Raw genomic sequence first — 22,559 nt, 5'->3', positions numbered from 1 at the left:
ATTGACGTTATTTCGCGCCCGGTGCTTCACTGGCTCCAATTGATTTCCTCGATTGCCCGGAGATGAAAATGGACGCCTCAGCAGCACCGATAAAGGCACCGGCCGGCGCAGGGATCACCGCGGTCGCCGTGGCGATGGCCAGGGCCATGGAGTCCGACCGCCCCGACCGGCTGTTCCACGACCCGTACGCCCAGTCGTTCGTCGACGTGGCCAAGGCGGTGTCCGACCCGGGCGAGTGGCCGTCGCTGACCGCCTGGGTCGACCTGTTCTACTCGCGCGGCGTGGTGCGCACCCGGTTCATCGACGACTTCGTGTGCGAGGCGGCGGCCGGCGGCTGCACCCAGGTGGTGCTGCTCGGAGCCGGCCTCGACGCCCGCGCCTTCCGGCTGCCGCTGCCCGGCGCCGACGTGTTCGAGGTGGACACCGCCTCGGCGTTCGCCTTCAAGGACAAGGTGCTGGCCGACGCCGGCGCCCGGCCGACCGCCCGTTCGCGCACCGCGGTCGACGCCGACCTGCGGGAAGACTTCGCCGCGCGCCTGGCCGGCGGCACCTTCGACCCCGCCCGGCCGACCGCGTGGGTCGCCGAGGGCGTGCTGCCCTACCTGACCGCCGAGCAGGCGCGGCAGGTCATCACCGACGTCGGCCGGCTGTCCGCGCCCGGCAGCAGGCTGGTCTTCGAGCACTCCGACAAGGCGGGCCCCGACCCCCAGGCCGCCGCCGCGGCGCTCACCACGCCCGGCGCTGACCGGATCAGCGCGATGGTCCGCGGCGGCCTCGGACCGGGCGGCAGGGACTGGGTGGCCGGTCAGGGCTGGACCATCGAGATCACCGACCGCGGCGAGCTGGGGCCGCGCTACGGGCGCCCCGACGGCCGGCTGTCCGGCGGCCAGTTCATCACCGCGACCCGCGACTGACCGGGACGAAGGATATGGAATCGAACCCGGCGCAGACCGAACTCGCCGAACCGACGCAGGCCCGTATTCAGGCCGCCGCCGAGTCGTATCAGCGGCCGATGCTCGCCGCCTACGACATGTTCGTGCTGGGCATGATGAGCCGGTTCATGTGGCGCTGCCCGCGTGGCAAAATGTTGGCACATTACGACCGGCAGGTCGGCGCGACGCATCTGGATATCGGACCCGGCACCGGCTGGTTTCTGGACAAATGCAGGTTTCCGGTGAAATCCCCGTCGATCACCCTGGTCGACCTCAACGAGGTGGTGCTTTCCACCGCGGCGCACCGGATCAGCCGGTATCACCCGGAAACCCGGGTCGGTGACGCCTTCCGACCGTTCGAACTGGGCGCCGGGCGGTTCGACTCGGTCGGCATGAACTTCCTCCTGCACTGCCTGCCCGGGACGATGCGCCAGAAGTCGGTGGTGTTCGACCACGTGACACCGTATCTGCGCCCCGGCGCCCGGGTGTTCGGCAGCACCGTGCTGGGCAGCGGCCCGCACCACACGAAGCGCTCCGGCAAGCTGCTGGCCAAGCTCAACCGCAGCGAGGTCTTCAGCAACCTCGACGACCGCCTCGACGACCTGGACAAGGAGCTGCGCGCCCGCTTCACCGACGTCGAGACGGTCAGGACCGGTGCGGTCTGCCTGTTCGCCGCACGCCATCCGGGGGCGCGATGAGCGGCGAACTGCCCGAACTGGCCCAGCATCTGCACGACGGCGTGCTCCAGGACCTGGCAGTGGCCCGCATCCAGCTGGGCCGGGCGCTCGCCCGGCCCGGCCCGCTGCCCCGCGAACTGGGCACCGACCTGAAGCTGGTGCTGGAGCGCCAGATCGCCGACCTGCGCCGCCTCATCAGCGGCTCCGCCCGGCACACACCGCCGCAGGCGGACCTGCCCAGCGCGCTGGCCGCCACCGCGGACGACCTCCAGTCGGCCACCGGCATCCACATCAGCGTCGAGAGCCGCACCGCACCGCGCGGCCGCTGGGCGGGGAACGACCTGGTCGCCTACCGGATCGTCCGCGAGGCGCTGCACAACACCGCCAAGCACAGCGGCGCCAGGCACGCCGGGGTCACCGTGGCCGTACGGCGGGACCGGCTGGTCTGCGTGGTGTCCGACGACGGCCGCTTCGCACCGGCCACGGCCCGCCCGCACTTCGGGCTGACCGCGATGTACGCGCAGGCCAGGGACGCGGGCGGCTACCTGGCCGTGCAGTCCCGCGGCACCGGGACCTTCGTGACCCTCTCGCTGCCCAGGAATCCGGTGCCCGAGGGGGAAGTCCAGCGATGACGCCGCCGCCCGACCGCGCGTACCGGCCGACCATCCTGATCTGCGACGACCATCCCGTGGTGCGCTGCGGCATCCGCACCCTGCTCCCCGACGAGCGCTACCGGGTCGTGGGCGAGGCGGCGGACCTGGCAGGCACCGTCGAGCAGGTGGACCGGCACCGGCCCACCGTGCTGCTGCTCGACCTGAGCTTCCTCGGCACCTTGAGCCTCTGCGTGCTGCCCACCGTGCGGGCGGTCTCGCCCGCCACCCGGGTGCTGATGCTCACCATGCACAACGACCTGGACTCGGCACGGGAGTCGCTGGCCGCCGGCGCCCACGGCTTCCTGTCCAAGGACGCCGCCGCCGAGGAACTGGTCGCCGCGGTCGACGCGCTCGCCGCGGGCGGCCGCTATCTCGACCCGGCGCTCGGCGCGTCCCTGCTCGACCGGCACACCGACCCCGACGGCGAACTGAGCCGCAGGGAGCGCGAGGTGCTCGGGCTGATCGCCGACGGCCTGACCCATCCCCAGATCGCCGACGAGCTGGGTCTCTCGGTACGCACCATCGAGGCACAGCGTGCGTCGATCAAGGTCAAGCTCGGCGTCAGCCGCCGGGCGGAGCTGATCAGCTACGCCCGGCGGCTGCGGCTGACCACCACAGGAGGAGATCGGTGATGCAGACGGGCCGGCCCAGCCGTACCGCAATGAGTTCGGCGCGCGCCCGCGCCGTCCACCAGGTCGCGGACTCGCCACCGGTCTTCGCCGACCCGCTGGCCGTACGCATCATCGGCGGCGTCGCCGACGACGACCCTCGGCCCGCCGGTGTGCCCGCCATGCCCGCCGAGGTCCGGCTGTTCATGGCGCTGCGCCACCGGGTCGCCGAGGACGCGCTGTGGGCCGCCGCCCGGACCCGGCAGGTGGTCGTCCTGGGCGCGGGCCTGGACACCTTCGCCTACCGGAACCGGAATCCGGCGCTGCGGGTCTTCGAGGTCGACCTGCCGGCCACCCAGGCGTGGAAGCGCGAACGGCTGGCCGAGGCCGGCATCGGCGTGCCGGACAGCGTCGTCTTCTGCCCGGTCGACTTCGCCGAGCAGACCGCGGAGGAGGGGCTCGCGGCGGCCGGCTTCGACCGGCACGCACCGGCCTTCTTCCTGCTGCTCGGCGTGGCCCCCTACCTGACCAGGGACGCGCTGCTGGCCACGGCGCGCTTCGTGGCGCGGCTGCCCGCGCCCGCGGAACTGGTCTTCGACTACAACCAGCCGGCCGAGTCCCTGCCGCCGCACCGCCAGGCCACCCGCGCCGCCCAGGCCGAGGCGATGGCCAAGGCGGGCGAGCCGTGGCGGTCGTTCTTCACGCCGGCCGACATCGCCGCGGAACTGGCCGACGCCGGCTTCGACAGCGTCGCCGACGTCGGCTGGCACGACTGCCTGGCGCGCTACGGGCTCGACCCGTCGCTGCCCGACCTGTTCGGCGGCCGGATCGTGCACGCCCGCGCGACCGGAGAAGAGAGGAGCTAGCGATGCACGCCCTGGTCATCGGCGGCGGGGTGGCCGGTCCTGCCACCGCCGTCGCCCTGCGTTCCATCGGTGTCGACGTCACCGTCTGCGAGGCACGCCCGGCCGAGGACAAGGATGTCGGGCTGTGGGTGATGGTCGCCCCGAACGGCCTGGCCGCGCTCGACGTGCTGGGCCTGAAGGAGACCGTGCTGCACGAGTCGCTGGCGGGCGCGGTCGGCCCTTCCGGCTTCGCGCCGATCCGCCGCGTCGGGCTCTACCGGCTGCTGCGCGAGGCCGCGGCGGCGCGCGGCGCGCGGATCGAGCACGACCGGAAGCTGGTCGGCGCCTACTCCACCGCCGACGGGGTGGTGGCGAGGTTCGCCGACGGCTCGACCCTCGCCGGCGACCTGCTCGTCGGCTGCGACGGCATCCACTCGCGCACCAGGTCCGTCATCGATCCGGCCGCGCCCACGACACGCTACGTACCGCTGCTGAACCTCGGCGGCTTCGCGTCCGGCGTGGACGCTCCCGGCGAAGCCGCGCAACTGCAGTTCGTCCGCGGTCCCAAGGGCTTCTTCGGCTACGCCGGTTCGGGTACGGGCGAGGTGTGGTGGTTCGCCAACCTGCCCTGGGGCGCGGAGCCGAGCCGGGCCGAACTGGCGGCGATGGACCGCGCCTCCCTCACCGGGCGCCTGCTCGACACCTTCGCCGAGGCCCCGCCTTTCGTGGCGGACGTGATCCGCGCGACCTACACCGACCTGTACGCGCTGCCCACCCACGACCTGGCCACCGTGCCGACCTGGTCGCGGGACGGCATGGTCGTGCTCGGCGACGCGGCGCACGCCACCACGCCGACCTCGGGGCAGGGCTCGTCGATGGCGCTGGAGGACGCGGTGGTGCTCGCCAAGTGCCTGCGCGACCTGCCCAGGCAGCAGGCCCTGGCCCGCTACGAGGAGCTGCGCAGGGAGCGCGTCGAGGGCATCGTCGCGCTCGGTGCCCGCGCGTCCGCCGCCAAGCTGAACGACGCGTCGCCCGACGGCGCGCTCGACTGGGTCCTCGACTACCGGATCGACTGGGCGGCCCGCGTCTGACCGGTCCCGGCCGGCGAAGGCGTGTGGGGGGCGCGGCGGGATCGCCGCGCCCCCCACACGCCTTCCCTCACGCGGCTGCGGGTGCCACCAGCCGCTCCCGCAGCACCGCGATCGTCCCCGGCGCCACACCGCCGGGCCCGGTCAGATAGCCCTCCACCGATCCGTACCGCCCGCGCAGCGCGTCCAGGGTGGCCGCCATCGCGTGCCGGGGCGCTCCGAAGACCTCGCGGTAGCGGGCCAGGTCCAGGCCCAGCTCGGCGAGCCTGGGCAGCAGGTGGGCCATCCGCCGCTCGTTGAAGTAGACGCTGCTCAGCGTGTAGTCGTCCAGGACCGCCGCGTCGTCCACGCCCAGCACCGACAGCAGCAGCGCGGCGGCCATACCCGTACGGTCCTTGCCCGCGGTGCAGTGGACCACGGCGGGCAGGCCGTCCCGCGCGGCCAGGCCGGTGAGGACCCGGCCGAGCACGGCCGCGTCCTGCTCGCCCATGTCCAGGTAGATCCGGTGCAGCAGGTCGTCCGGGACCTCGGCGACCCGCCCGCTGCGGAAGAGGTCGCCCAGCGGGTTCGGGCGCGAGGCGTCGCCGCCGATGGCGAAGGGCACATGCCGGACGGCCGCGGGCAGCGCGGAGGGCGCCCTCCTGCGCTCGTCGTCGGTGCGCAGGTCGTACGCCACCCGGAGGCCGAGCTGGTCGATCGCGGCCAGGTCGGCGGCGGTCAACCGGTCGGGCGCGTCGGCGCGGAAGACCATGCCCCACCGCGTACGTCCGCCGTCCGCCGTCCGATAGCCGCCCAGGTCGCGGAAGTTGCTCGCGCCCTCCAGCGGTATCACCCGCTCGGCGGCGAGCACCGCGGCGCCGCCGCCGGCCGGGGCGACGGACACGTAGTGCCGGCCGGGGCCCAGCTCGGAGAGCGACACCCGCGTGGAACCGCCGTCGACGAGGGCCACAGGACGGCCGTGGTCGACCGACTCGGGCGTCGGCCCGATCGCCAGCTCCACCGGACCCGCGCCGGCCAACTCCCAGGACACGTCGAGGACACCGGTGTCGTCGCGTACCACGTCGACCGCCAGCACGACCGTTCCCATGCGATTCCTCCGTTTGTCCGTGCGATTGTCCGTGCGCGGCTACGTGTCGCCGTCCCGCGGTTCGTGCGCCGGATCGAGCCAGGGCAGACTGCCCGCGTCGATGTCGCCGACGACCCGGTCCAGCCAGGCCATCTCCGCCACGCGCAGGGCCTGCGCGTAGTCGGCCTCCAGGGTCACCACCCGCGGCAGGTCCGCGGTGTCGGCGGCCAGGTGGGCCGCGACCCGGTCGTGGACGGCCTGGATCGCGGTCCGGCGCTGCCGCAGCAGGTCCGCCGCGGCCGCCGCGTCGAGGTTGAGGATGTGCGCCAGGCCGGTGACGAACACCGGGTAGTCCTGGGCCGGAGTGCCCAGATAGTCCCGGACCAGCGCGTCGGCCACGGCGGTGCCTTCACCGGTGATCGCGTAGACGGTGCGCTCCGGCCGGGCGCCGGCCCGCTCCGAGGTGACGGCGGTGATCAGGCCGGCGTCGGCCAGCCGGCCGATCGCGTCGTAGAGGGACCCGCCGCGCATCTTCACGACCTGGTCGACATGCCGCTCACGGACCAGCGCCTGGATCTCGTAGGGATGCCGGGGGCCTTCCCGCAACAGGCTCAGCACCGCGAGCGTCAGCGGTGTCCGCAGCGCACGCGGCGGCATCGGCCCCCCAGGGATATTAGTCGAGTTCGAGTAACCGAGGTCGACTATACATGAGGGCGTGCCGGTCCGTGAGGGGCACGCGACAGGGACAGCCGAACCGCCAGGGCCCGACGAGCGCCCGGCCGCGCCGACTTCCCCGGATCCGGGCCCAGACGCCGGTCGTGGGGTACTGGACGCGCTGATCCCCGTCGCGCACTCGCGCGAGCCGGCGGCGGGTATCCCGCACGGCCGCTCCGCCGAACTGGCGTGCGGCCGTGCGGCAATGATCGAGCCGCCCGCGGAACCGGCCCAGCCTGTCGGGGAGTTCCTCGACGCGGCCGCCCGACCCCGGGCCCCGCGGGTCAGCCGTTCGCCTCCACCGCGGTACGGGCGGTGGCCGCGGACAGCCGGGCGGTCAGCAGCGACAGCACCTCACGCTGGTGCTCGACCAGGTAGAAGTGGCCGCCGGGCAGCGCGCGGAATTCGAAGCCGCCGGTGGTGTGCGCGGCCCACTCGCGGGACGCGGTGACCGTCGCCCAGGGGTCGCTGTCCCCGGTGAGGGCCAGGATCGGCGCCGAGACCGTGGTGCCGCGGGGGAGCAGGTGGGTCTCGGCGGCGTGCAGGTCGGCCCGGATGACCGGCAGGATCATCTGGCGGACCTCCGGGTCGGCGAGGAGCCGCGGGTCGGTGCCGCTGAGGTCCCCCAGGTGCGCGGTCAGGCCCGGGTCGTCCAGGCCGAGGACGACCGGGCCGATGGTGGCCGGCAGCGAGGGGGCGCGGCGGCCGGAGACCGCGAGCAGCGACGGCCCCCTGCCCTGCCCCTCCAGGAGCCTGGCCACCTCGAACGCGAGCGCCGCGCCCATGCTGTGGCCGAAGAAGGCGTAAGGGCGGCCGTCGTCCAGTACGTCGGCCAGCGCCGGCGCGGTCAGCGCGGCGAGCCGCGCCAGGTCGCGTACGAGCGGTTCGGCACGCCGGTCCTGGCGGCCCGGGTACTGGACGGCGAGCACCTCGACGTCGTCGAGGGCCACCGCCCACGGGTAGAAGGCGGACGCGGCGCCCCCGGCGTGCGGGAAGCACACCAGGCGCACGGCGGCGTCCGGGCGCGGGCGGTGCACCCGGACCCAGTCGGCGGTGTCGGTGTCGGTGCCGGCTGCGAAGCCGACTGCGGAACGGGCGGACGGGTTGGGCGTCATGGCGGGTCCTCGTCGTTCTCCGGACGGTGCTGCGGGCCATCGGACGGCCGGGGCGCCGGCATCAGCGCAGCGGTGCCTCCTTGCGGGCGGTCCGAGCGGTAGGAGGTGGCGGGGAGGTCGGGCCGGCCGGCGGGTCGCCCGTCACGGGCTCCGCCGGTGCGGCCGCCTTGGCCGTCGAGACGGTCCGGACTTCCTTGTCCGGTACGGCCGCGGGATCGTCCACCCTCGGGAGGGCGGCGAGCAGTTCCTGGGTGTAGGGGTGGGCCGGGGCGCGGAAGACCTCCTCGACCCGGCCGCTCTCCACCACGACGCCCTTGCGCATGACCAGCACCCGGTCGCTGGTGTGGTGGATGACGCCGAGGTCGTGCGAGATGAACAGCAGCGCCATGCCCAGCCGGTCCTGGAGGTCGGCGAGCAGGTCGAGGATCTGCGCCTGGACGGAGGCGTCCAGCGCGGACACCGGCTCGTCGCAGACGACGATGTCCGGCTCCGGCGCGATGGCGCGGGCGATGGCCACCCGCTGGCGCTGCCCGCCGGACAGCTGCCGGGGGCGGCGGCCCGCCACGGCCGGGTCCAGGCCGACCAGCCGCAGCAGTTCGGCGATCCTGGCGCGCTCCCTGCGCACCGTGCGCCGCCCGGGTACCCCGAGGGCCTCGCTGATCACCCGCTCCACGGTGAAGCGCGGGTCGAAGGAGCCGAGCGGGTCCTGGTGGATGAGCTGCACCCGGCTGCGCACCGGGCGCCGCTCCGACTCCGGCCGCCCCGACCAGGGCCGGCCGAGCACCCGCACCGACCCGGCGTCGGGCTCCAGCAGGCCCAGTACGACGGCCGCGGTGGTGCTCTTGCCTGACCCGGACTCGCCCAGCACGCCCAGCGTCTCGCCGGCGTCGAGGGTGAACGACACGTCGTCGACGGCGAGCCGGCGGACGCCGTCGGGCCCGGCGAAGCTCTTGCTGACGCCGGTCACTTCGAGGACGGTCCGCTCGGCGGTGCCCCGGCTGCGTCCGGCCGCGGCGGCGGGAGCGGGCCAGGGCACGTCCAACCGCGAGCAGCGCGCGCGGTGTTCACTTCCTGCGGCGCCCGCCTCCGCGTCCCCGCCGACCGGCACGTCCGGCGGCGGCTGCTCTCGGCATCGGTCGACGGCCAGCGGGCAGCGGTCGGCGAAGGCGCAGCCGGCGCCGTCCCAGTCGCCGCCCGCCGTGGCCTGGCCGCTCGGCCACGGCGAGAGCCGGGTGCCCTTGGCGTGCGCCGACGGCACCGCGGCCAGCAACTGCCGGGTGTAGGGGTGGGACGGCGCGCGCAGCACCTGCTCGGCGGTGCCGGTCTCGACGAACACCCCGCGGTACATCACCGCGATACGGTCGGCGAGCCGTGCCACCACCGCCAGGTCGTGGCTGATCAGCAGCACCGCGGTGCCCTCGGCCTTCTTCGCCGCGAGCAGGTCGAGTATCTGCGCCTGCACCGCGACGTCCAGTGCGGTCGTGGGCTCGTCGGCGATCAGCACCTCGGGGTCCGCGGCCATCGCGGAGGCGATCAGCGCCCGCTGCCGCAGCCCGCCGGACAGCTGGTAGGGGTACTGCCGGGCGCGCAGTTCCGGCTCGGGCACCCGCGACTGGGCAAGCAGCTCCACCACCCGGCCGCCCACCTCGGCCCGCGGCACGGTGCGGTGCACCCGCAGCGCCTCCGCGATCTCGGCGCCGACCGTGCGGACCGGGTCCAGGGAGGACAGCGCGTCCTGCAGCATCAGCCCGATCCTGCGGCCGCGGATCTCCCGCCACTGCCGGTCGTTCAGGCCGCGCAGGTCGCGTCCCTCCGCCTCCAGCCGGGCCGCCCGCACGGTCGCGCCCGCGCCCGCGAGGCCGACCAGCGTACGGGCGGTCACGCTCTTGCCGGACCCGGACTCCCCGACCACGGCCAGGCACTCCCCGGGGGCGATGGACAGGTCCACCCCGCGTACGGCCTCCACGACCGTGCCCCCGGCGCCGCGGAAGGACACCCGCAGGTCCTCCACGGCGACCAGCGGCTGTACCTCCTGCGCGTCGGGCGCCGCCGTCCGCACCGGCTGCGCGGGCGGGGAGCCGGCGGGCGAACCGTCCGGCCCGTGCGGTCCGTTCAGGTCCTTCGCCATCATGCCTCCCGTCCTTCGAAGCGCCGCCTCAGATCGCGGCCGAGGACGTTGACGGCGACGACGGTGAGGGTGATCGCCACGCCCGGGAAGACCGCCATCGCCCACGCGGTGGCCATGAAGTCCCGCCCGTCGGACAGCATTTCGCCCCACTCGGCGGTGGGCGCCTTCGGCCCGAGGCCGAGGAAGCTCAGCGACGACCCGGCGATCACCGCCGTGCCGATGTTGATGCTGGCCAGCACCAGCAGCGGCGGCAGGGTGTTCGGCAGCAGGTGCCGCAGACCGTTGCTCAGCCGCCCGCGCCCGTAGGTCACGGCGCTGCGCACGTAGTCCGCGTTCTTGACCACCAGGGCCTGACCGCGGGCGAGCCGGACGAAGCCGGGGGTCAGCGAGGCGCCGATGGCCAAGGTGGCGTCACCCGTGCCCGGACCGAGCACCGCCGCGACCACCAGGGCGAGCAGCAGCCCGGGGAAGGCCAGGAAGACATCCGTGAGCCGCATGATCGCCTCGTCGAGCACCCGGCCGCCGGTCGCGGCGAGGATGCCCAGGACCGACCCGGCCGCGACGGCGATCGCGGTCGCCCCGACACCGATCATCAGCGACGGCCGGGCACCGTAGATGATCCGGGCCAGCACGTCCCTGCCCAACTGGTCGGTGCCCAGCAGGTGTCCGCCGCCGGGCGGGGCCAGGGCCGCGATCGGGTCGACGGCGTCGGGGTCGGTGGAGGTCAGCACCCCGGGAAAGAGGGCGGCGACCAGCACCAGCGCGACCACCAGGCCGGCGACCAGCACACTCCAGGCCGGCAGCCGCACCGCGCCCCGCCCGCGTGCCCGCGGGCGCGGGATCGCGGAGCCGGGCCCGTCGACCGTACCGAGCGCGCTCATGAGGCCGCCCCGTCCGCCGCTCTGCCACCTGCGCTGTTCACGGCGCCACCTTCTCCCGCGGCCCCAGCACCGCGCGTTCCGCCGCGGCCGGCGGGATGTGGACGCGGCCGCGGGCCAGGACCAGCAGCGGGTCGCGCAGCGCCCGCAGGTCCTCGCGCAGGTCCCCGGGCACGACCAGCAGGTCGGCGTCCAGGCCCGGCGCGATACGCCCCGTGCGGTCCGTTATGCCGAGTGCGGCGGCCGCCTCCGACGTGGCCATCTTCAGCACCGCCTCCACCGGCAGCCCGGCCCGCTCGTACCACAGCAGGCCCTCCGCGTAGCCCTCGAAGGCGGCCAGGTGCACACCCGCGTCGGTGCCGGCCACCAGCCGCACACCGGCCTCGAACTCCCGCCGCACCAGGTCCAGATAGGGCTTGATGGTGTCGAGGCCGCGCTCGCGCTCGACCCAGTCCAGCGTGCTGCTGAAGGTCGGGCAGACGAAGACCCCGTCGGCGGCCATCCGGTCGATCAGCTCGTGCTTGTGCGCCGGCCGGCCCTTCACCGGCGAGGCGAAGGTGCAGTGCTCCAGGGTGTCCGCGCCCGCCTCAAGGGCTGCCTCGATGCCCTCGGTGCCGTGCACGTGCGCGGCGACCCGGCGGCCGAAGCGCGCCGACTCCTCGACGGCGGCGGCGAGTTCGGCGGCGGTGAACTGCACCTGGTGCGGGCGCGGCCCGGTCGTGGTCATGGTGCCGCCGGTCACCATGATCTTGGTCAGGTCGGCGCCGTCGCGCAGGTTGCGGCGCACCGCGGCCCGCACCGCGTCCTGGCCGTCGGCCTCGCCGCCGAGGAACCAGCAGTGGCCGCCGGTCACGGTCACCGGTGTCCCGGCTGACAGCAGCCGGGGCCCGGGGATGTCGCCCGCGGTGATCGCGTCCCGCACCTTGCGCACCAGGCCGTTGCGGTCGCCCAGGTCGCGGGCGGTGGTCACCCCCGCGTCCAGCAGCCGCGCGGCGCGGCCGGCCATCGCCGGCAGCAGCGCGGCGTCGTCCGCCGCCAGGAAGCCGGTCAGCGGGTCCTCGCTGCCGTCGAAGACCAGGTGCACATGGCAGTCGATCAGGCCGGGCAGCAGCGTGGCCGCGCCCAGCTCCCGCACCGGGGTGCCGGCCGGGGCGCGCCCGATCACCGCGTCCCTGGGGCCGACGTCGGCGATCTTGTCGCCGTCCACCAGCACCGCGCCGTCCGGCACGGCCTCCTGGTCGCCGCCGGGAAGTACCAATTCCGCCGCCAGCACGCGTCGCGTCATGCCTGCGCCTCCTTCAGTCGTGGGTCGACCACGCGGTAGAGCACATCGGTAAGGAGATTGACCGCGCTGAAGGCCACCGCGGAGACCACCACCACACCGCTGATCACCGGCAGGTCGCGGCTGTTGACCGCCGACACGAGCACCCGTCCCAGGCCCGGCCGGCTGAAGATCGTCTCGATGATGACGGCGCCGCTGAGCAGCGCGCCGACCGACCAGCCGGACAGCGTGACCATCGGCACCATGGCGTGCCGCAGCGCGTGCCGCACCCTCACGGTCGTCTCGCCCGCGCCGCGGGCCCGGGAGCTGAGCACGAACGGCTCGCTCAGCGCCCTTTCCATGCCCTCCCGCATGACCTGCGCGAACACGCCGAGCAGCGTCAGGGCCAGCGTCACCGACGGCAGCACGAGCCCGTTGACGCCGTTGCCGCCGACCGCGGGGAAGAGCTGCCAGCGGAAGGAGAAGAAGGTCAGCAGCAGCACCCCGATCCAGAACCCGGGCAGCGAGGCGAGCACCAGTTCCACGGTGGAGGCCAGGCCCCGCAGCAGCGGGCGGCGCCCGGCGGTGGTCACGGCGAGCACCGTGGCCACCACCAGCGCCAGCACGAAGCCGGTCACGGCCAGTTCGACCGTCGAGCCCAACTGGTCGAAGATCAGGCTCTTCACGGACTGGTGCAGCTGGTAGGACCGGCCGAGGTCGCCGCGCAGCAGCCGCCCCATGAAGAGCCCGTAGCGGACGTAGACCGGGTGGTCGAAGCCCGTCTCGTGCCGCACCTCGGCGACCAGCGCCGGGGTCTGCCCCGTGGGTCCGAGCATGGTCTGCACCGGGTCGCCCGGCAGCAGGTAGAGCGCCACGAAGGCGGCCGTCGCCGAGCCGAGCACCACCACGACCGACAGCAGCAGCCGCCGTACGAGCCACCGCCACAGGTTCGACGCACCCGGCGTGGCCGCCGGGTCGCCTCCCTTGGCGTGCCCGTCCTGGACGCCCGGCCGGTCCTGCGTGTCCTGCGGGCTCACTTGCCCAGCCAGACGTCGTAGAACAGCGGGTAGGCGGTCGGGTCGAAGGTGACGCCGTGCACCTTGTGCGCCGCGCCCAGCAGATACGACGAGGCGTAGGTGGGCAGTGCCAGCGCGTGCTGGTTGATGTACTGCTGCGCGGCGGCGACCGCGGTGGTCGCGGCCGCGGGGCTCGATGTGGAGCTCTCGGTGCCGAACCAGCCGTCGAGCGTGGCGTCGGACAGCTGGAACATGTTGCCGCCGCCCTTGGCCACCGTCTGGTCGGAGCCGAAGTAGAAGTGCAGGATGTCCGGGTCGGCGCGCACGAAGCTCATCGCGAAGATGTCGAGGTTCTTGCCGCTGTTGAGGTCGGCGCCGAGCTTGCCGGGGTCCTCGCTGGCGTACTGCAGGTCGATGCCGACCTTCTTCGCCTCGGCCTGGATGCCCTGGCCGAACACCACCCGCTGGTCGCGCTGCTGGATCGCCGAGTAAGGCCAGCGCAGCGTCAGCCGCTTGCCGTCCTTGGTGCGGTATCCCTGCGCGTCCCTGCCGGTCCAGCCGGCCTGGTCCAGCAGCGAGCCCGCCAGCGCCGGGTCGTACGGCCAGCTGTCGGCGGTGGCCTTGTCGTAGTCGGGGGTCGCCGGGGAGAGCACGCTCCAGGACCGCTTGTACTGCCCGGCGTAGACCGAGTCGACGAGCTTGTCGAGGTTGACCGAGCGCTGGAGGGCCTTGCGGACGCGCTCGTCGGTGAGGGGCCCGAACCTGGTGTTCAGCAGCAGCGTGTAGACCGCGCCCGGCTCGGGGGTGGTCAGCAGCTGGTCGACCTTGCGCACCACGGTCACGTCGTGCGGCGGGACCTCGCTGATCACGTCGGCCTGGCCGGAGGTCAGCGCGCCCAGCCGGACGGAGTCCTCCGAGACGAAGCTGAAGGTCAGGCTGTTCAGCCGGGCCGGCCCGGTGTGGGCGGCCGTCGACGGGCCCCAGGCGTACTTCGCGTTGCGCGTCAGCTTCACGCTGGTGCCCTTGGCCCAGTTGTCGAAGACGAACGGGCCGGAGCCCACCGGCTTCTGGCACAGGCTCGTGCCGTTCTCCCGGATCGACTTCGGCGACTGGATGCCCAGGTAGGGGGTGGACAGCGCCTGCAGGAAGGGCCGCGACGGGCGCGAGAGGTGGATGGCGACCGTCGTGGCGTTGACCACCGTCGCGCCGCTGTAGGCGGAGATCAGGCTCGCCGCGTAGTAGGAGCGGGCCTTGGGGTCGACGGCGTGGTCCAGGGTCGCCTTGACCGCCGCCGCGTCCAGCGGGGTGCCGTCGTGGAAGAGCACCCCCGGGCGCAGGGTGAAGGTGTACGTCCGCTGGTCCGGCGAGATCGTCCAGGACGTCGCCAGCCACGGCTTGAAAGTGCCGCCCTTGACCTGCTCCACCAGCGAGTCGAAGATGTTCCGGTCGATCAGCGCGTCCACGTCGCGGGCGCCGACCTCGGGGTCCAGGCACTCCGGTTCCACGGAGGTGGCGAACTTCAGGTCGCCGCCGGCGGTCGGGGTGCCGCTGTCGCCGCCGGCGCTGGAGCCGCCTGACGTGCAGGCCGCGGCGGTCAGACACACCAGTCCCGCCGCGACCGTCTTGAGTACCAACCCTGACTGCTTCGAGCCCCCGCCTCGGCTGCCTAGCAAGCCCGTCTCCTTCGCTCCGTCGGCCGGCCGGCCGCGCACATGCGCCAATATCGCCAGGGCGTCTAAAACCCACCTGAAGGGTGGGCGGCGATGAGCGCCTCGTGGAGGTGGTGGGCCAGGGCACGCGGGGTGGGGTGGTCGAAGACGGCCATCGCGGAGATGTCCAGGCCGGTGTCCTCGCTCAGCAGCCCCCGCATCTCCAGTGCGGTGAAGGACGAGAAGCCCAGGTCGAGGAGGCTCGCCTCCTCGGGTACGGACGCGGCCGACTCGTGGCCGAGGACGCTGGCCGCGTGGGCCCGCACCAGCTCGATCAGCACGTCGAGGCGGGCCCCGTCGGGCACGGTGGCCAGCCGGTCCCGCAACTGCCCGGCCACGGCGGGCCCGCTGCCGGACCCGCCGGCCGCGGTGACCCGCGGGACGTCCCGCAGCAGCGGCAACGCCCTTGCGGCGGCGAGCTGTTCGGCGTCCAATTCCGGCCACGAGAGGTCCGCGACGGCGAGCGACGCGGCCGGCCCGGTCAGCACATGGGTGAGCATGCCGACGGTGACGGGGCGCACCCCGGGGGTGTCGGCGGGCTGCCAGGGGCCGAGCGAGAGGGCCACCGCGGGGAGGCCCGCGTCGCGGCGGGCGTGGGCGAGGGCCTCGAAGGGGGCGTGCGCGGCGGGCCCGTCCGGCTGCCGCAGGCCGAGCGAGGACAGCAGGCCGTCGGACAGCAGGACGAAGGCCGCCGGGTCGTACGCGCGGGTCAGCCGGTCCAGCAGGTGCGCCGTCCCCGCGGCCGACGCGGCCGAGGGCGTGCCGCTCTCGGCGACCACCGCGACCGCGGCCAGCGGGAGGTCCGCGGGCAGGTCGGCGAGGACCGCCGCCAGCGCCGCCTCGTCCCCGGCGGCCCACGCCACCGGTGTGACCCCGGACCCGGCGGGCACGCCGGCGTCCGGACCGGCCAGCAGCACCCGGCCCGCGCCCTGAGCGGCCAGCGCGGCCGCGAACTCCCCTGCCAGCGGCCCGGATCCGGCCACCAGTGCCGTACCCGACCGCAGCGCCGCCGCGATCTTCGGGTCGGGCTCCGGCGCCGGGACCGGCAGCAGCCGCCGCACCCACGTCCCGGTGCGGCGAACCGCGATGCGGTCCTCGCCGCCCTGCCCCAGCGCGGCCGCGAAGGCGGCGCCCGCGGCCGCGTCCACCTCGGCCGGCAGGTCGACCAGGCCGCACGCAATGCCGGCGGGCAGATCCCACAGCGGCGCCTGGGCGGCTGCGGGGCTGTCGTCGTCGGCGTCGACCCCGACGCCCTGCCGGGTCACCGCCCACAGCGGTACGCGGACCCCGGCGGCGTCGAAGTCCCGGACGAGCGCGGCCAGTTCCTCGGGGCCGTCGACCGCGCCGGGCAAGAGCAGCACCCCGTCGAGCGCGGGGTCGGCGGCGAGCCGCGGCCACTCGGCGGCATCCCGCACACCGGCACGGCTGATCTCGGCCCCGGCCGCGGCCAGGGCACCGCCCACCGCGGCGTCCTCGCCGCCCAGCAGCAGCCAGCGCCCCGGGCCGGCCGCCGTGGTGGCGGAGGCCGCCGGACGCCAGTCGAAGCGGTACCACCACGTGTGGCGGCGCCGCCACGCGGCGAGCTGGGGCAGCAGCGCGTCGAGGGCGGGCCCGGTCGCGTCTGCCAGGCCGAGGGCCGTCGCGGCGCCGTCGACGTCGCCCGCGGTCACCGCGTCCCAGAAGGCGTCGTCCGAGCGGTTCTCGGGGGCCTGCGCGGCCGGTTCGTCCAGCCAGTAGCGGACCTGGCGGAAAGGGTAGGTCGGCAGCGGCACATGGCGGGCCGCGTCCTGCGGCCCCGGGGCGCCGTACCACCGGCTCCAGTCCACCGGGGCCCCGTTGACGTGCAGGGTGGCCAGCGCCACGGCCAGCGTGCGGGCTTCCGGCCGGCCGCGGCGCAGCGTCGGGATGACGACGGCGTCCGCGGCGCCGCTCTCCTGCGCCATCGGCGCGAGCGCGACATCCGGACCGACCTCCACGAAGGCGGTCACGCCCGCGTCCGCGAGGTGCCGCACCGCGTCGTGGAAGCGCACGGCGCCGCGCACCTGCTCGGCCCAGTAGGCGGGCGTCGTCATCCGCTCCTCGGGACGGCCCGTGAGGCCCGAGACCACCGGGATCGACGGCGCGCGGAAGCGTACCCCCGCCGCGACCTGCTCGAAGTCGGCGAGCATGCCGTCCATGTGCGCGGAGTGGAAGGCGTGGCTGACCCGCAGCTGCTTCACCCGCCGGCCGCGCTGCCGCCAGCGGGCGGTGACCTCGGCCACCGCGTCGGCGTCCCCCGAGACCACGGTGGACTGCGCGCCGTTGACCGCGGCGATCCCGATACGGCCCGCCACCCCGTCGAAGGACTCCAGCACCTCGGCCTCCGAGGCGCGCAGCGAGGTCATCAGCCCGCCCGCCGGCAGCGCGTCCATCAGCGCCCCGCGGGCCGCGACCAGCCGGCACGCGTCCGGCAGGTCCAGCATCCCGGCGGCATGGGCGGCGGCCAGCTCGCCCACCGAGTGGCCGGCCAGCAGGTCGGGGGCCGGCCGGTAGCCGGCGAGCAGCCGGTAGAGGGCGGTCTCCACGGCGAAGATCGCGGGCTGGGTGAAGCGGGTGCGGTCCAGCTGCGCCGCCTCCTCAGAACCGGGCGCCGCCCACAGCAGCGGCGCCAACGGCCGCTCCAGGAGCGGGTCCAGCTCGGCCAGCACCTCGTCAAGGGCGGCACGGAAGACAGGGAAGGCGTCGTACAACTCCCGCCCCATGCCCGCCCGCTGGCTGCCCTGCCCGGTGAACAGATACGCGGTCGTGGGCGGCTTGACGCCGATACCGGTGAGCAGCCCGGGTGCCGTGCCGCCGGCGGCCAGCGCGGCCAGCGCGGCGGACCGCCCCGCGGCGTCCTCGGCGACGACCGCGGCACGGTGCTCGAAGGCGCTGCGGGTGGACGCGAGCGCGCGGCCGACGTCGACCGGGTCGCGGTCGTCTCCCGCGGGCGCGGCCACCGCGTCCAGCAGCCGCGCCGCCTGCGCCCGCAAGGCGTCCGGGGTGCGGGCCGACAGCACCCACGGCGCGAGCGGCGGCGCGACCACCTCGGCCGGGTCGGCGGCGCCGTCAGCCGCTTCGTCGCCCTCGTCCTCGCCCGTACCGCCCGCCGCGGGCGGCGCCTCCTCCAGGATCACATGGGCGTTCGTACCGCTGATCCCGAAGGACGACACGGCCGCGCGCCGCGGCTCGGCGCCGCCCGGCCAGGGCAGCTCCTCCGTCAGCAGCTCCACCGCGCCCGCACTCCAGTCGACGTGCGGCGACGGCTCGTCGGCGTGCAGGGTGCGCGGCAGCACCCCGTGCCGCATCGCCATCACCATCTTGATCACGCCCGCGGCACCGGCGGCGGCCTGGGTGTGCCCGATGTTGGACTTGACCGAGCCGAGCCGCAGCGGCCGGTCGGCGGGCCGGTCCGTGCCGTACGTGGCGAGCACCGCCTGCGCCTCCACCGGGTCGCCCAGCGACGTCCCGGTGCCGTGCCCCTCGACCACGTCGACCTGGTCGGCCCGCAGCCGCGCGCTCGCCAGCGCCTGCCGGATCACCCGCTGCTGCGAAGGGCCGTTGGGGGCGGTCAGGCCGTTGCTCGCGCCGTCCTGGTTCACGGCGCTGCCACGCAGCAGCGCGAGCACCGGGTGTCCGTTGCGCCGCGCGTCCGAGAGCTTCTCCAGCAGCAGCAGGCCCACGCCCTCGGAGAAGCCCGCGCCGTCCGCACCGGCCCCGAAGGACCGGCAGCGGCCGTCCGCCGACAGCCCGCGCTGCCGGCTGAATTCCACGAAAAGCCCCGGCGTGGCCATCACCGTGACACCGCCGGCCAGCGCCAGCGCGCACTCGCCCGCCCGCAGCGCCTGCGCGGCCAGGTGCAGCGTCACCAGCGACGAGGAGCACGCCGTGTCCACCGACACCGCGGGGCCGCGGAAGCCGAAGGTGTACGCGATCCGGCCGGACGCCACGCTCGGCGCGCTGCCGTTGCCGATCAGACCCGCCACCTCGTCGGGCACCTGCCGCAGGCGGGAGGCGTAGTCGTCGTACATCACCCCGGCGAAGACCCCGGTGTCGCTGCCGCGCAGCCCCGCCGGGTCGATCCCGGCCCGCTCCAGGGTCTCCCAGGCCACCTCCAGCAGCAGCCGCTGCTGCGGGTCGGTGGCCAGCGCCTCGCGCGGGCTGATGCCGAAGAAGTCCGCGTCGAAGCGGTCCGCGTCGTAGAGGAAGCCGCCGCGCCTGGTGTACGACGTGGTGGGTCGCTCCGGGTCCGGGTCGTACAGCGCGTCCAGGTCCCAGCCGCGGTCGGTCGGGAAGCCGCCGATGGCGTCCACGCCCTCCGAGACCAGCCGCCACAGGTCCTCCGGCCCGCGCACCCCGCCCGGGTAGCGGCAGCCCATGGCGACCACGGCGATCGGGTCGGTCCGCTCGGCCTCCAACTCCCGCACCCGCTGTCGGGCCCGCCGCAGATCCGCGGTGACCCGCTTGAGGTAATCGACGAGCTTCGCCTCGTCCGCCATACCCACTCCCTCTCCCCGTCTGCGGCGCGGGTCAGTTCCCGCGCCGCCGGCCGGCCAGCCGCAGCGCACGCCACAGTGCGCCGAAGACCAGCCGCTTCACGTCACGTACGCCGAGCATCCGCAGCAGCGACAGCAGCACCCACACCCGCGTTTCGAGCAGGTGCGACGGCGAGCCGTGCACGTCGTCGTTGTCGACCAGGTCCAGCCGGCGCACCGAGCGCAGCAGTGCCCGCGGATCGGCGGACGGGATGATCTCGTCGCGACGGCTCCACAGGCACGCCACCGGCACGTCCAGCGCGCCCAGTTCGGCGTCGGCCAGGCCCCAGCCCGCCACCCGGTCGCCGACGCCGCCCGGGGCAGTGCCGAGCAGGTGCGCCAGCGTGTCCACGGTGACCCGCGGCACCTGCGCCTGCCACTCGCGGTCGGAGAAGAACGAGCTGACCGGCACACCCGCGGTGATCACCCCCTTGATACGGGGATCGGCCGCCGCGGCCCGCAGCGCCATGTGGCCGCTGAAGCTCAGCGCCACCAGATACGTCTGCCCGGTGTCGGCCCGCTCGCCGACCGCGTCCAGGATCGCCGACAGCATCGCGGGGCTGTCCTCGTCGTAGGGCAGGGTGTTCTCGCCGACGCCGGGCATCTCGGCGACCACACCCGCCACGCCGAGCCGGGTGGCCTGCACCAGGATCGGCGCCCACTGCTCCTTGACGCTCACGATGCCGCCGGTCACCAGCAGCAGCGGCAGGCGCCTGCCTTCGGAGCCGGCCGCGGGCAGCCCCGACGTCCAGCAGCGCACCCGGCCCGCCGGCAGGTCCACGTCCAGCCGCTCGATGCCCTTCTGGGTGCCGCGCCAGGCGTCGAAGGCGGCCACGCAGCGGTCCAACGCCTCCTGCCGGGCAGGTCCGTTGACGAACGGGAAGCGGGCCATGTTGTAGTAGCGGCTGGCTTCGAGCAGCCGGCCGGCCGCCTCGGCCTCGGCTCCCGCCCGGCTCCACTCGTACACCCACGAGCCGGGGGTGCCCTCGCCGTCGTCGGTGATACGCGCCAGCAGCGGCCGATAGGTCTTCGGGCTCAACTGCTGCGCCTTGGCGTGCACTTCGACGAACTGCTTCAGCTCCCGCACATCGTTGGCGGTGCCCGCCGCCGGAATTCTGCCGGCCGTCGTCCTGCCCTCGGTCATCGTGGTACCCCGCTCAGTGTCGTCGTCAGCTGTACGTAGGCCGGAAAGCCGGCCCTGTCGTGCGCGCCGGCCCCGCCGGTCCCGTCCGGCTCGGATGAGCCGTCCAGGTCGTGGCGGAAGGACGCGGCGGACCCGTCGCCGCCGTCCAGCGGGACGAAGCCGTGCCGCGGGTAGAAGTCGCTGACCATCGCGTTCTTCGCCGTCGGCCGGTAGCCGCCCGTCACCGCGCTCGCCCCTTCCGACCGGGCGTGCGCCAGCACCGCGGCCAGGCAGGCCTGCTCGATACCGCGGGAGAACACCCGGCAGCTCAGCACGATGTTGTCGATCCGCAGCACCTTCTCCTCCCAGCGGGCGAAGACCGCACCCACCAGGCCGTTCTCGCCGAACCTGTCGGAGGACGCGATCCGCAGCACCAGCCCCGCCGGGTCGGCGATCCACGCGCTCACCTCGGCGGGCTGCAACCGCCGAGTGGTGAGGTTGAACTGGTTGGTGCGCAGCGTCAGTTGCGACACCCTCGGCACCTCGCGGTCGGAGGGCACCGCCAGCTCCACCCGGATGTCCAGCTCCTCCAGGTAGTCGTCCACCGAGGTGAAGCTCTCCCGGAAGTCGGCCCGCACCATCTCGTCGCGGTAGCGCGAGGTCCGGGCCCGGTCCTCCGCCGTCACCTCGCGGACGTCGAACCAGCCGTCGGCCAGCAGGCGTTCGATGTGCAGCGCCGGCTCCTCGTCCAGCCGCACCACCGCGACCTCCGGCAACTGCCGCCCGACCAGGCCGCACTCGAAGGGGCTGTCGTCGGCAAAGACCAGACTGTCCACGCCGATGTTCAGCGCTGCGGCCAGCTCGGTCAGATTCTCGTGCTTGGGTCGCCAGTTGGCCGTCACCCGGACGAAGTCCTCCTCGCGCAGGACCATACCCTCGCGCTCGCGCAGCGCCCTCGACACCGGCTCGGCGTCGTTCTTGCTGGCCACCGCCAGGACCACTCCCTGTGAGCCGATCTGCTTGACCACCCGCTGGAATGCGGCGAAGGCCTCACCCCGGTAGCCTTCGCCGATCTCGATTCCGTCGATGCCCTCCTCGCTGAGCACCCCGCCCCACAGCGTCTCGTCCAGGTCCACGACCAGCGCCTTCTTCGTCCGCCCCGCTCCGCTGCGGGCCAGGTGCACCACCTCGCGGGCGTATCCCGCGATCAGTTCCGCCGACAGGTGGTCTTTGGCGTAGGCGCTCATCCGCGGGTCGGTGACCGGCACCCCCTCCGCCACCAGCGGATCGAGGTCGACGACGGCGACGGAGTCGCCGGCCAGCCGCAGCAGCCGGGCGTTGGCCTCCCGCCACACCGCGCCCAGCTCGGCCCGCGACCGCAGGTCCACCAGCTGGGCGGTCCAACGCCGCGGCAGCGGGATGGTGTTGAGCACCAGCACCCCACCGCGACCGGCCGCGTCGAAGGTCTTCACCAGCCGTTCCAGCGTGGCCAGCTTCTCCGCGAGCACCCGCTCGACGTCCTTCGGCCCCCACGGCACCGGCACCTCGTCGAAGACGACGAAAGGGTCGAGCACGCACAGCGTCAGGTCGCCGTCTGCCGCGTACAGCCCGCTTCCGGGATCGGACAGCTCGAAGATCCAGCTGTCGAACGCCGACACGTGCGGACGCAGCAGCAGCCCGTGCCGGGCGGCCTGCGCGGTGAGCGCGGGCACCAGCGCGGACAGCGTGCCATGGCCGGTGACGGAGACCTTCACCACCGGCGTGCCGGGGTGCTCGCGCAGCACCTCGGCCGGGTCGAGCCGCGCCAGCAGGCGGCCGGCACGCTGCAGATCCGCGTCGGGCAGGCCGGCGAGCAGCCCCCGCAACCGCGGGTAGGCGCCGGCCGCCAGACCGGCTCGCAGCAACCCGAACACATCCTCCTCGGGCACGGACATCCTGGTCCTCTCGGCAAGATCGACTATAGGGAGGTGGGACGTAGGGCCTGTCTGGCAATCCCGTCTGGCTGGCGGGGTCGGCACGCACGCTCCCCCTGCCTTCGAAGGGAGGTGCCCCCAGCGTTGTCGGTCGTCGGCGCAGCCCGCTGCGCTCTGTCCCCCTGGGCCTGGCGGCCCGGGAGGTGCCCCCACGCTCCGCCTTGCGATCGCACGCACCAGACCCCGCCAGCCCCGCCCCAAGGGGCGGACGACGCTATTT

At 74.4% G+C, this 22,559-nt stretch carries 17 protein-coding genes; 6 read left to right on the top strand and 11 right to left on the bottom strand.

What is annotated here, in order from left to right; all coding sequences use genetic code 11:
- The first annotated feature begins 68 nt into the window (after positions 1–68).
- The 6 genes from OG900_03845 to OG900_03820 are packed head-to-tail and all read left to right on the top strand — an operon-like array spanning position 69 to position 4,806.
- On the top strand, positions 69–914 hold the full coding sequence (locus tag OG900_03845; GenBank protein ID WUH89363.1) for an SAM-dependent methyltransferase: 846 nt from the start codon (positions 69–71) through the stop codon (positions 912–914).
- 14 nt (positions 915–928) lie between these two features.
- On the top strand, positions 929–1,630 hold the full coding sequence (locus tag OG900_03840; GenBank protein WUH89362.1) for a class I SAM-dependent methyltransferase: 702 nt from the start codon (positions 929–931) through the stop codon (positions 1,628–1,630).
- The gene (locus OG900_03835) at positions 1,627–2,241 is read left to right on the top strand and encodes a histidine kinase (GenBank protein WUH89361.1); all 615 of its coding nucleotides are present in this window, start codon (positions 1,627–1,629) and stop codon (positions 2,239–2,241) included. Before OG900_03840 ends, OG900_03835 begins: the two co-directional genes overlap by 4 nt.
- The gene (locus tag OG900_03830; protein ID WUH89360.1) at positions 2,238–2,894 is read left to right on the top strand and encodes a response regulator transcription factor; all 657 of its coding nucleotides are present in this window, start codon (positions 2,238–2,240) and stop codon (positions 2,892–2,894) included. The genes OG900_03835 and OG900_03830 overlap by 4 nt, the downstream gene beginning before the upstream one ends.
- Positions 2,894–3,736 carry an SAM-dependent methyltransferase gene (locus tag OG900_03825; GenBank protein ID WUH89359.1) on the top strand — a complete coding sequence of 281 codons (843 nt, stop codon included), beginning with the start codon at positions 2,894–2,896 and terminating at the stop codon, positions 3,734–3,736. Before OG900_03830 ends, OG900_03825 begins: the two co-directional genes overlap by 1 nt.
- 2 nt (positions 3,737–3,738) lie before the next feature.
- Positions 3,739–4,806, top strand: coding sequence for an FAD-dependent monooxygenase (locus OG900_03820; GenBank protein WUH89358.1), 1,068 nt, complete (start codon positions 3,739–3,741; stop codon positions 4,804–4,806).
- A 67-nt stretch (positions 4,807–4,873) separates the two neighbouring features.
- Here OG900_03820 and OG900_03815 read toward each other — a convergent pair whose 3' ends face one another.
- The 11 genes from OG900_03815 to OG900_03765 form a co-directional block, all read right to left on the bottom strand.
- On the bottom strand, positions 4,874–5,890 hold the full coding sequence (locus OG900_03815) for a tyrosine-protein phosphatase (protein WUH89357.1): 1,017 nt from the start codon (positions 5,888–5,890) through the stop codon (positions 4,874–4,876).
- A 39-nt stretch (positions 5,891–5,929) separates the two neighbouring features.
- On the bottom strand, positions 5,930–6,526 hold the full coding sequence (locus OG900_03810) for a PadR family transcriptional regulator (protein WUH89356.1): 597 nt from the start codon (positions 6,524–6,526) through the stop codon (positions 5,930–5,932).
- A 341-nt stretch (positions 6,527–6,867) separates the two neighbouring features.
- Complete coding sequence (locus tag OG900_03805) at positions 6,868–7,698, bottom strand: alpha/beta fold hydrolase (protein ID WUH89355.1); 831 nt, start codon at positions 7,696–7,698, stop codon at positions 6,868–6,870.
- Between the two features lie 61 nt (positions 7,699–7,759).
- A complete protein-coding gene (locus tag OG900_03800) occupies positions 7,760–9,829 on the bottom strand; it encodes an ABC transporter ATP-binding protein (GenBank protein WUH89354.1) in 2,070 nt (689 codons plus the stop codon).
- On the bottom strand, positions 9,826–10,707 hold the full coding sequence (locus OG900_03795; protein ID WUH89353.1) for an ABC transporter permease: 882 nt from the start codon (positions 10,705–10,707) through the stop codon (positions 9,826–9,828). Before OG900_03795 ends, OG900_03800 begins: the two co-directional genes overlap by 4 nt.
- Positions 10,708–10,744: 37 nt before the next feature.
- Positions 10,745–11,989 carry an amidohydrolase family protein gene (locus OG900_03790; protein WUH89352.1) on the bottom strand — a complete coding sequence of 415 codons (1,245 nt, stop codon included), beginning with the start codon at positions 11,987–11,989 and terminating at the stop codon, positions 10,745–10,747.
- Positions 11,986–13,002, bottom strand: a complete 1,017-nt coding sequence (locus tag OG900_03785) for an ABC transporter permease (protein WUH89351.1) — start codon at positions 13,000–13,002, stop codon at positions 11,986–11,988. Before OG900_03785 ends, OG900_03790 begins: the two co-directional genes overlap by 4 nt.
- Positions 12,999–14,615 carry an ABC transporter substrate-binding protein gene (locus tag OG900_03780; protein WUH89350.1) on the bottom strand — a complete coding sequence of 539 codons (1,617 nt, stop codon included), beginning with the start codon at positions 14,613–14,615 and terminating at the stop codon, positions 12,999–13,001. The genes OG900_03785 and OG900_03780 overlap by 4 nt, the downstream gene beginning before the upstream one ends.
- A gap of 101 nt (positions 14,616–14,716) precedes the next feature.
- Positions 14,717–19,207: an acyltransferase domain-containing protein gene (locus OG900_03775; protein ID WUH89349.1), complete on the bottom strand. Its 4,491-nt coding sequence runs from the start codon at positions 19,205–19,207 to the stop codon at positions 14,717–14,719.
- 31 nt (positions 19,208–19,238) lie between these two features.
- Positions 19,239–20,387, bottom strand: coding sequence for an alpha/beta hydrolase (locus OG900_03770; GenBank protein WUH89348.1), 1,149 nt, complete (start codon positions 20,385–20,387; stop codon positions 19,239–19,241).
- Complete coding sequence (locus tag OG900_03765; GenBank protein ID WUH89347.1) at positions 20,384–22,300, bottom strand: HAD-IIIC family phosphatase; 1,917 nt, start codon at positions 22,298–22,300, stop codon at positions 20,384–20,386. Before OG900_03765 ends, OG900_03770 begins: the two co-directional genes overlap by 4 nt.
- Positions 22,301–22,559: the final 259 nt, after the last annotated feature.

The organism is Streptomyces sp. NBC_00433, from assembly GCA_036015235.1.
Taxonomy (GTDB): Bacteria; Actinomycetota; Actinomycetes; order Streptomycetales; family Streptomycetaceae; genus Actinacidiphila.
This window is presented reverse-complemented; position numbering and strand designations above follow the sequence as displayed.

Coding starts and splice junctions, on each gene's coding strand:
- OG900_03845 (WUH89363.1), top strand. CDS start 69: ATGGACGCCTCAGCAGCACCGATAAAGGCACCGGCCGGCGCAGGGATC.
- OG900_03840 (WUH89362.1), top strand. CDS start 929: ATGGAATCGAACCCGGCGCAGACCGAACTCGCCGAACCGACGCAGGCC.
- OG900_03835 (WUH89361.1), top strand. CDS start 1,627: ATGAGCGGCGAACTGCCCGAACTGGCCCAGCATCTGCACGACGGCGTG.
- OG900_03830 (WUH89360.1), top strand. CDS start 2,238: ATGACGCCGCCGCCCGACCGCGCGTACCGGCCGACCATCCTGATCTGC.
- OG900_03825 (WUH89359.1), top strand. CDS start 2,894: ATGCAGACGGGCCGGCCCAGCCGTACCGCAATGAGTTCGGCGCGCGCC.
- OG900_03820 (WUH89358.1), top strand. CDS start 3,739: ATGCACGCCCTGGTCATCGGCGGCGGGGTGGCCGGTCCTGCCACCGCC.
- OG900_03815 (WUH89357.1), bottom strand. CDS start 5,890: ATGGGAACGGTCGTGCTGGCGGTCGACGTGGTACGCGACGACACCGGT.
- OG900_03810 (WUH89356.1), bottom strand. CDS start 6,526: ATGCCGCCGCGTGCGCTGCGGACACCGCTGACGCTCGCGGTGCTGAGC.
- OG900_03805 (WUH89355.1), bottom strand. CDS start 7,698: ATGACGCCCAACCCGTCCGCCCGTTCCGCAGTCGGCTTCGCAGCCGGC.
- OG900_03800 (WUH89354.1), bottom strand. CDS start 9,829: ATGATGGCGAAGGACCTGAACGGACCGCACGGGCCGGACGGTTCGCCC.
- OG900_03795 (WUH89353.1), bottom strand. CDS start 10,707: ATGAGCGCGCTCGGTACGGTCGACGGGCCCGGCTCCGCGATCCCGCGC.
- OG900_03790 (WUH89352.1), bottom strand. CDS start 11,989: ATGACGCGACGCGTGCTGGCGGCGGAATTGGTACTTCCCGGCGGCGAC.
- OG900_03775 (WUH89349.1), bottom strand. CDS start 19,207: ATGGCGGACGAGGCGAAGCTCGTCGATTACCTCAAGCGGGTCACCGCG.
- OG900_03770 (WUH89348.1), bottom strand. CDS start 20,387: ATGACCGAGGGCAGGACGACGGCCGGCAGAATTCCGGCGGCGGGCACC.
- OG900_03765 (WUH89347.1), bottom strand. CDS start 22,300: ATGTCCGTGCCCGAGGAGGATGTGTTCGGGTTGCTGCGAGCCGGTCTG.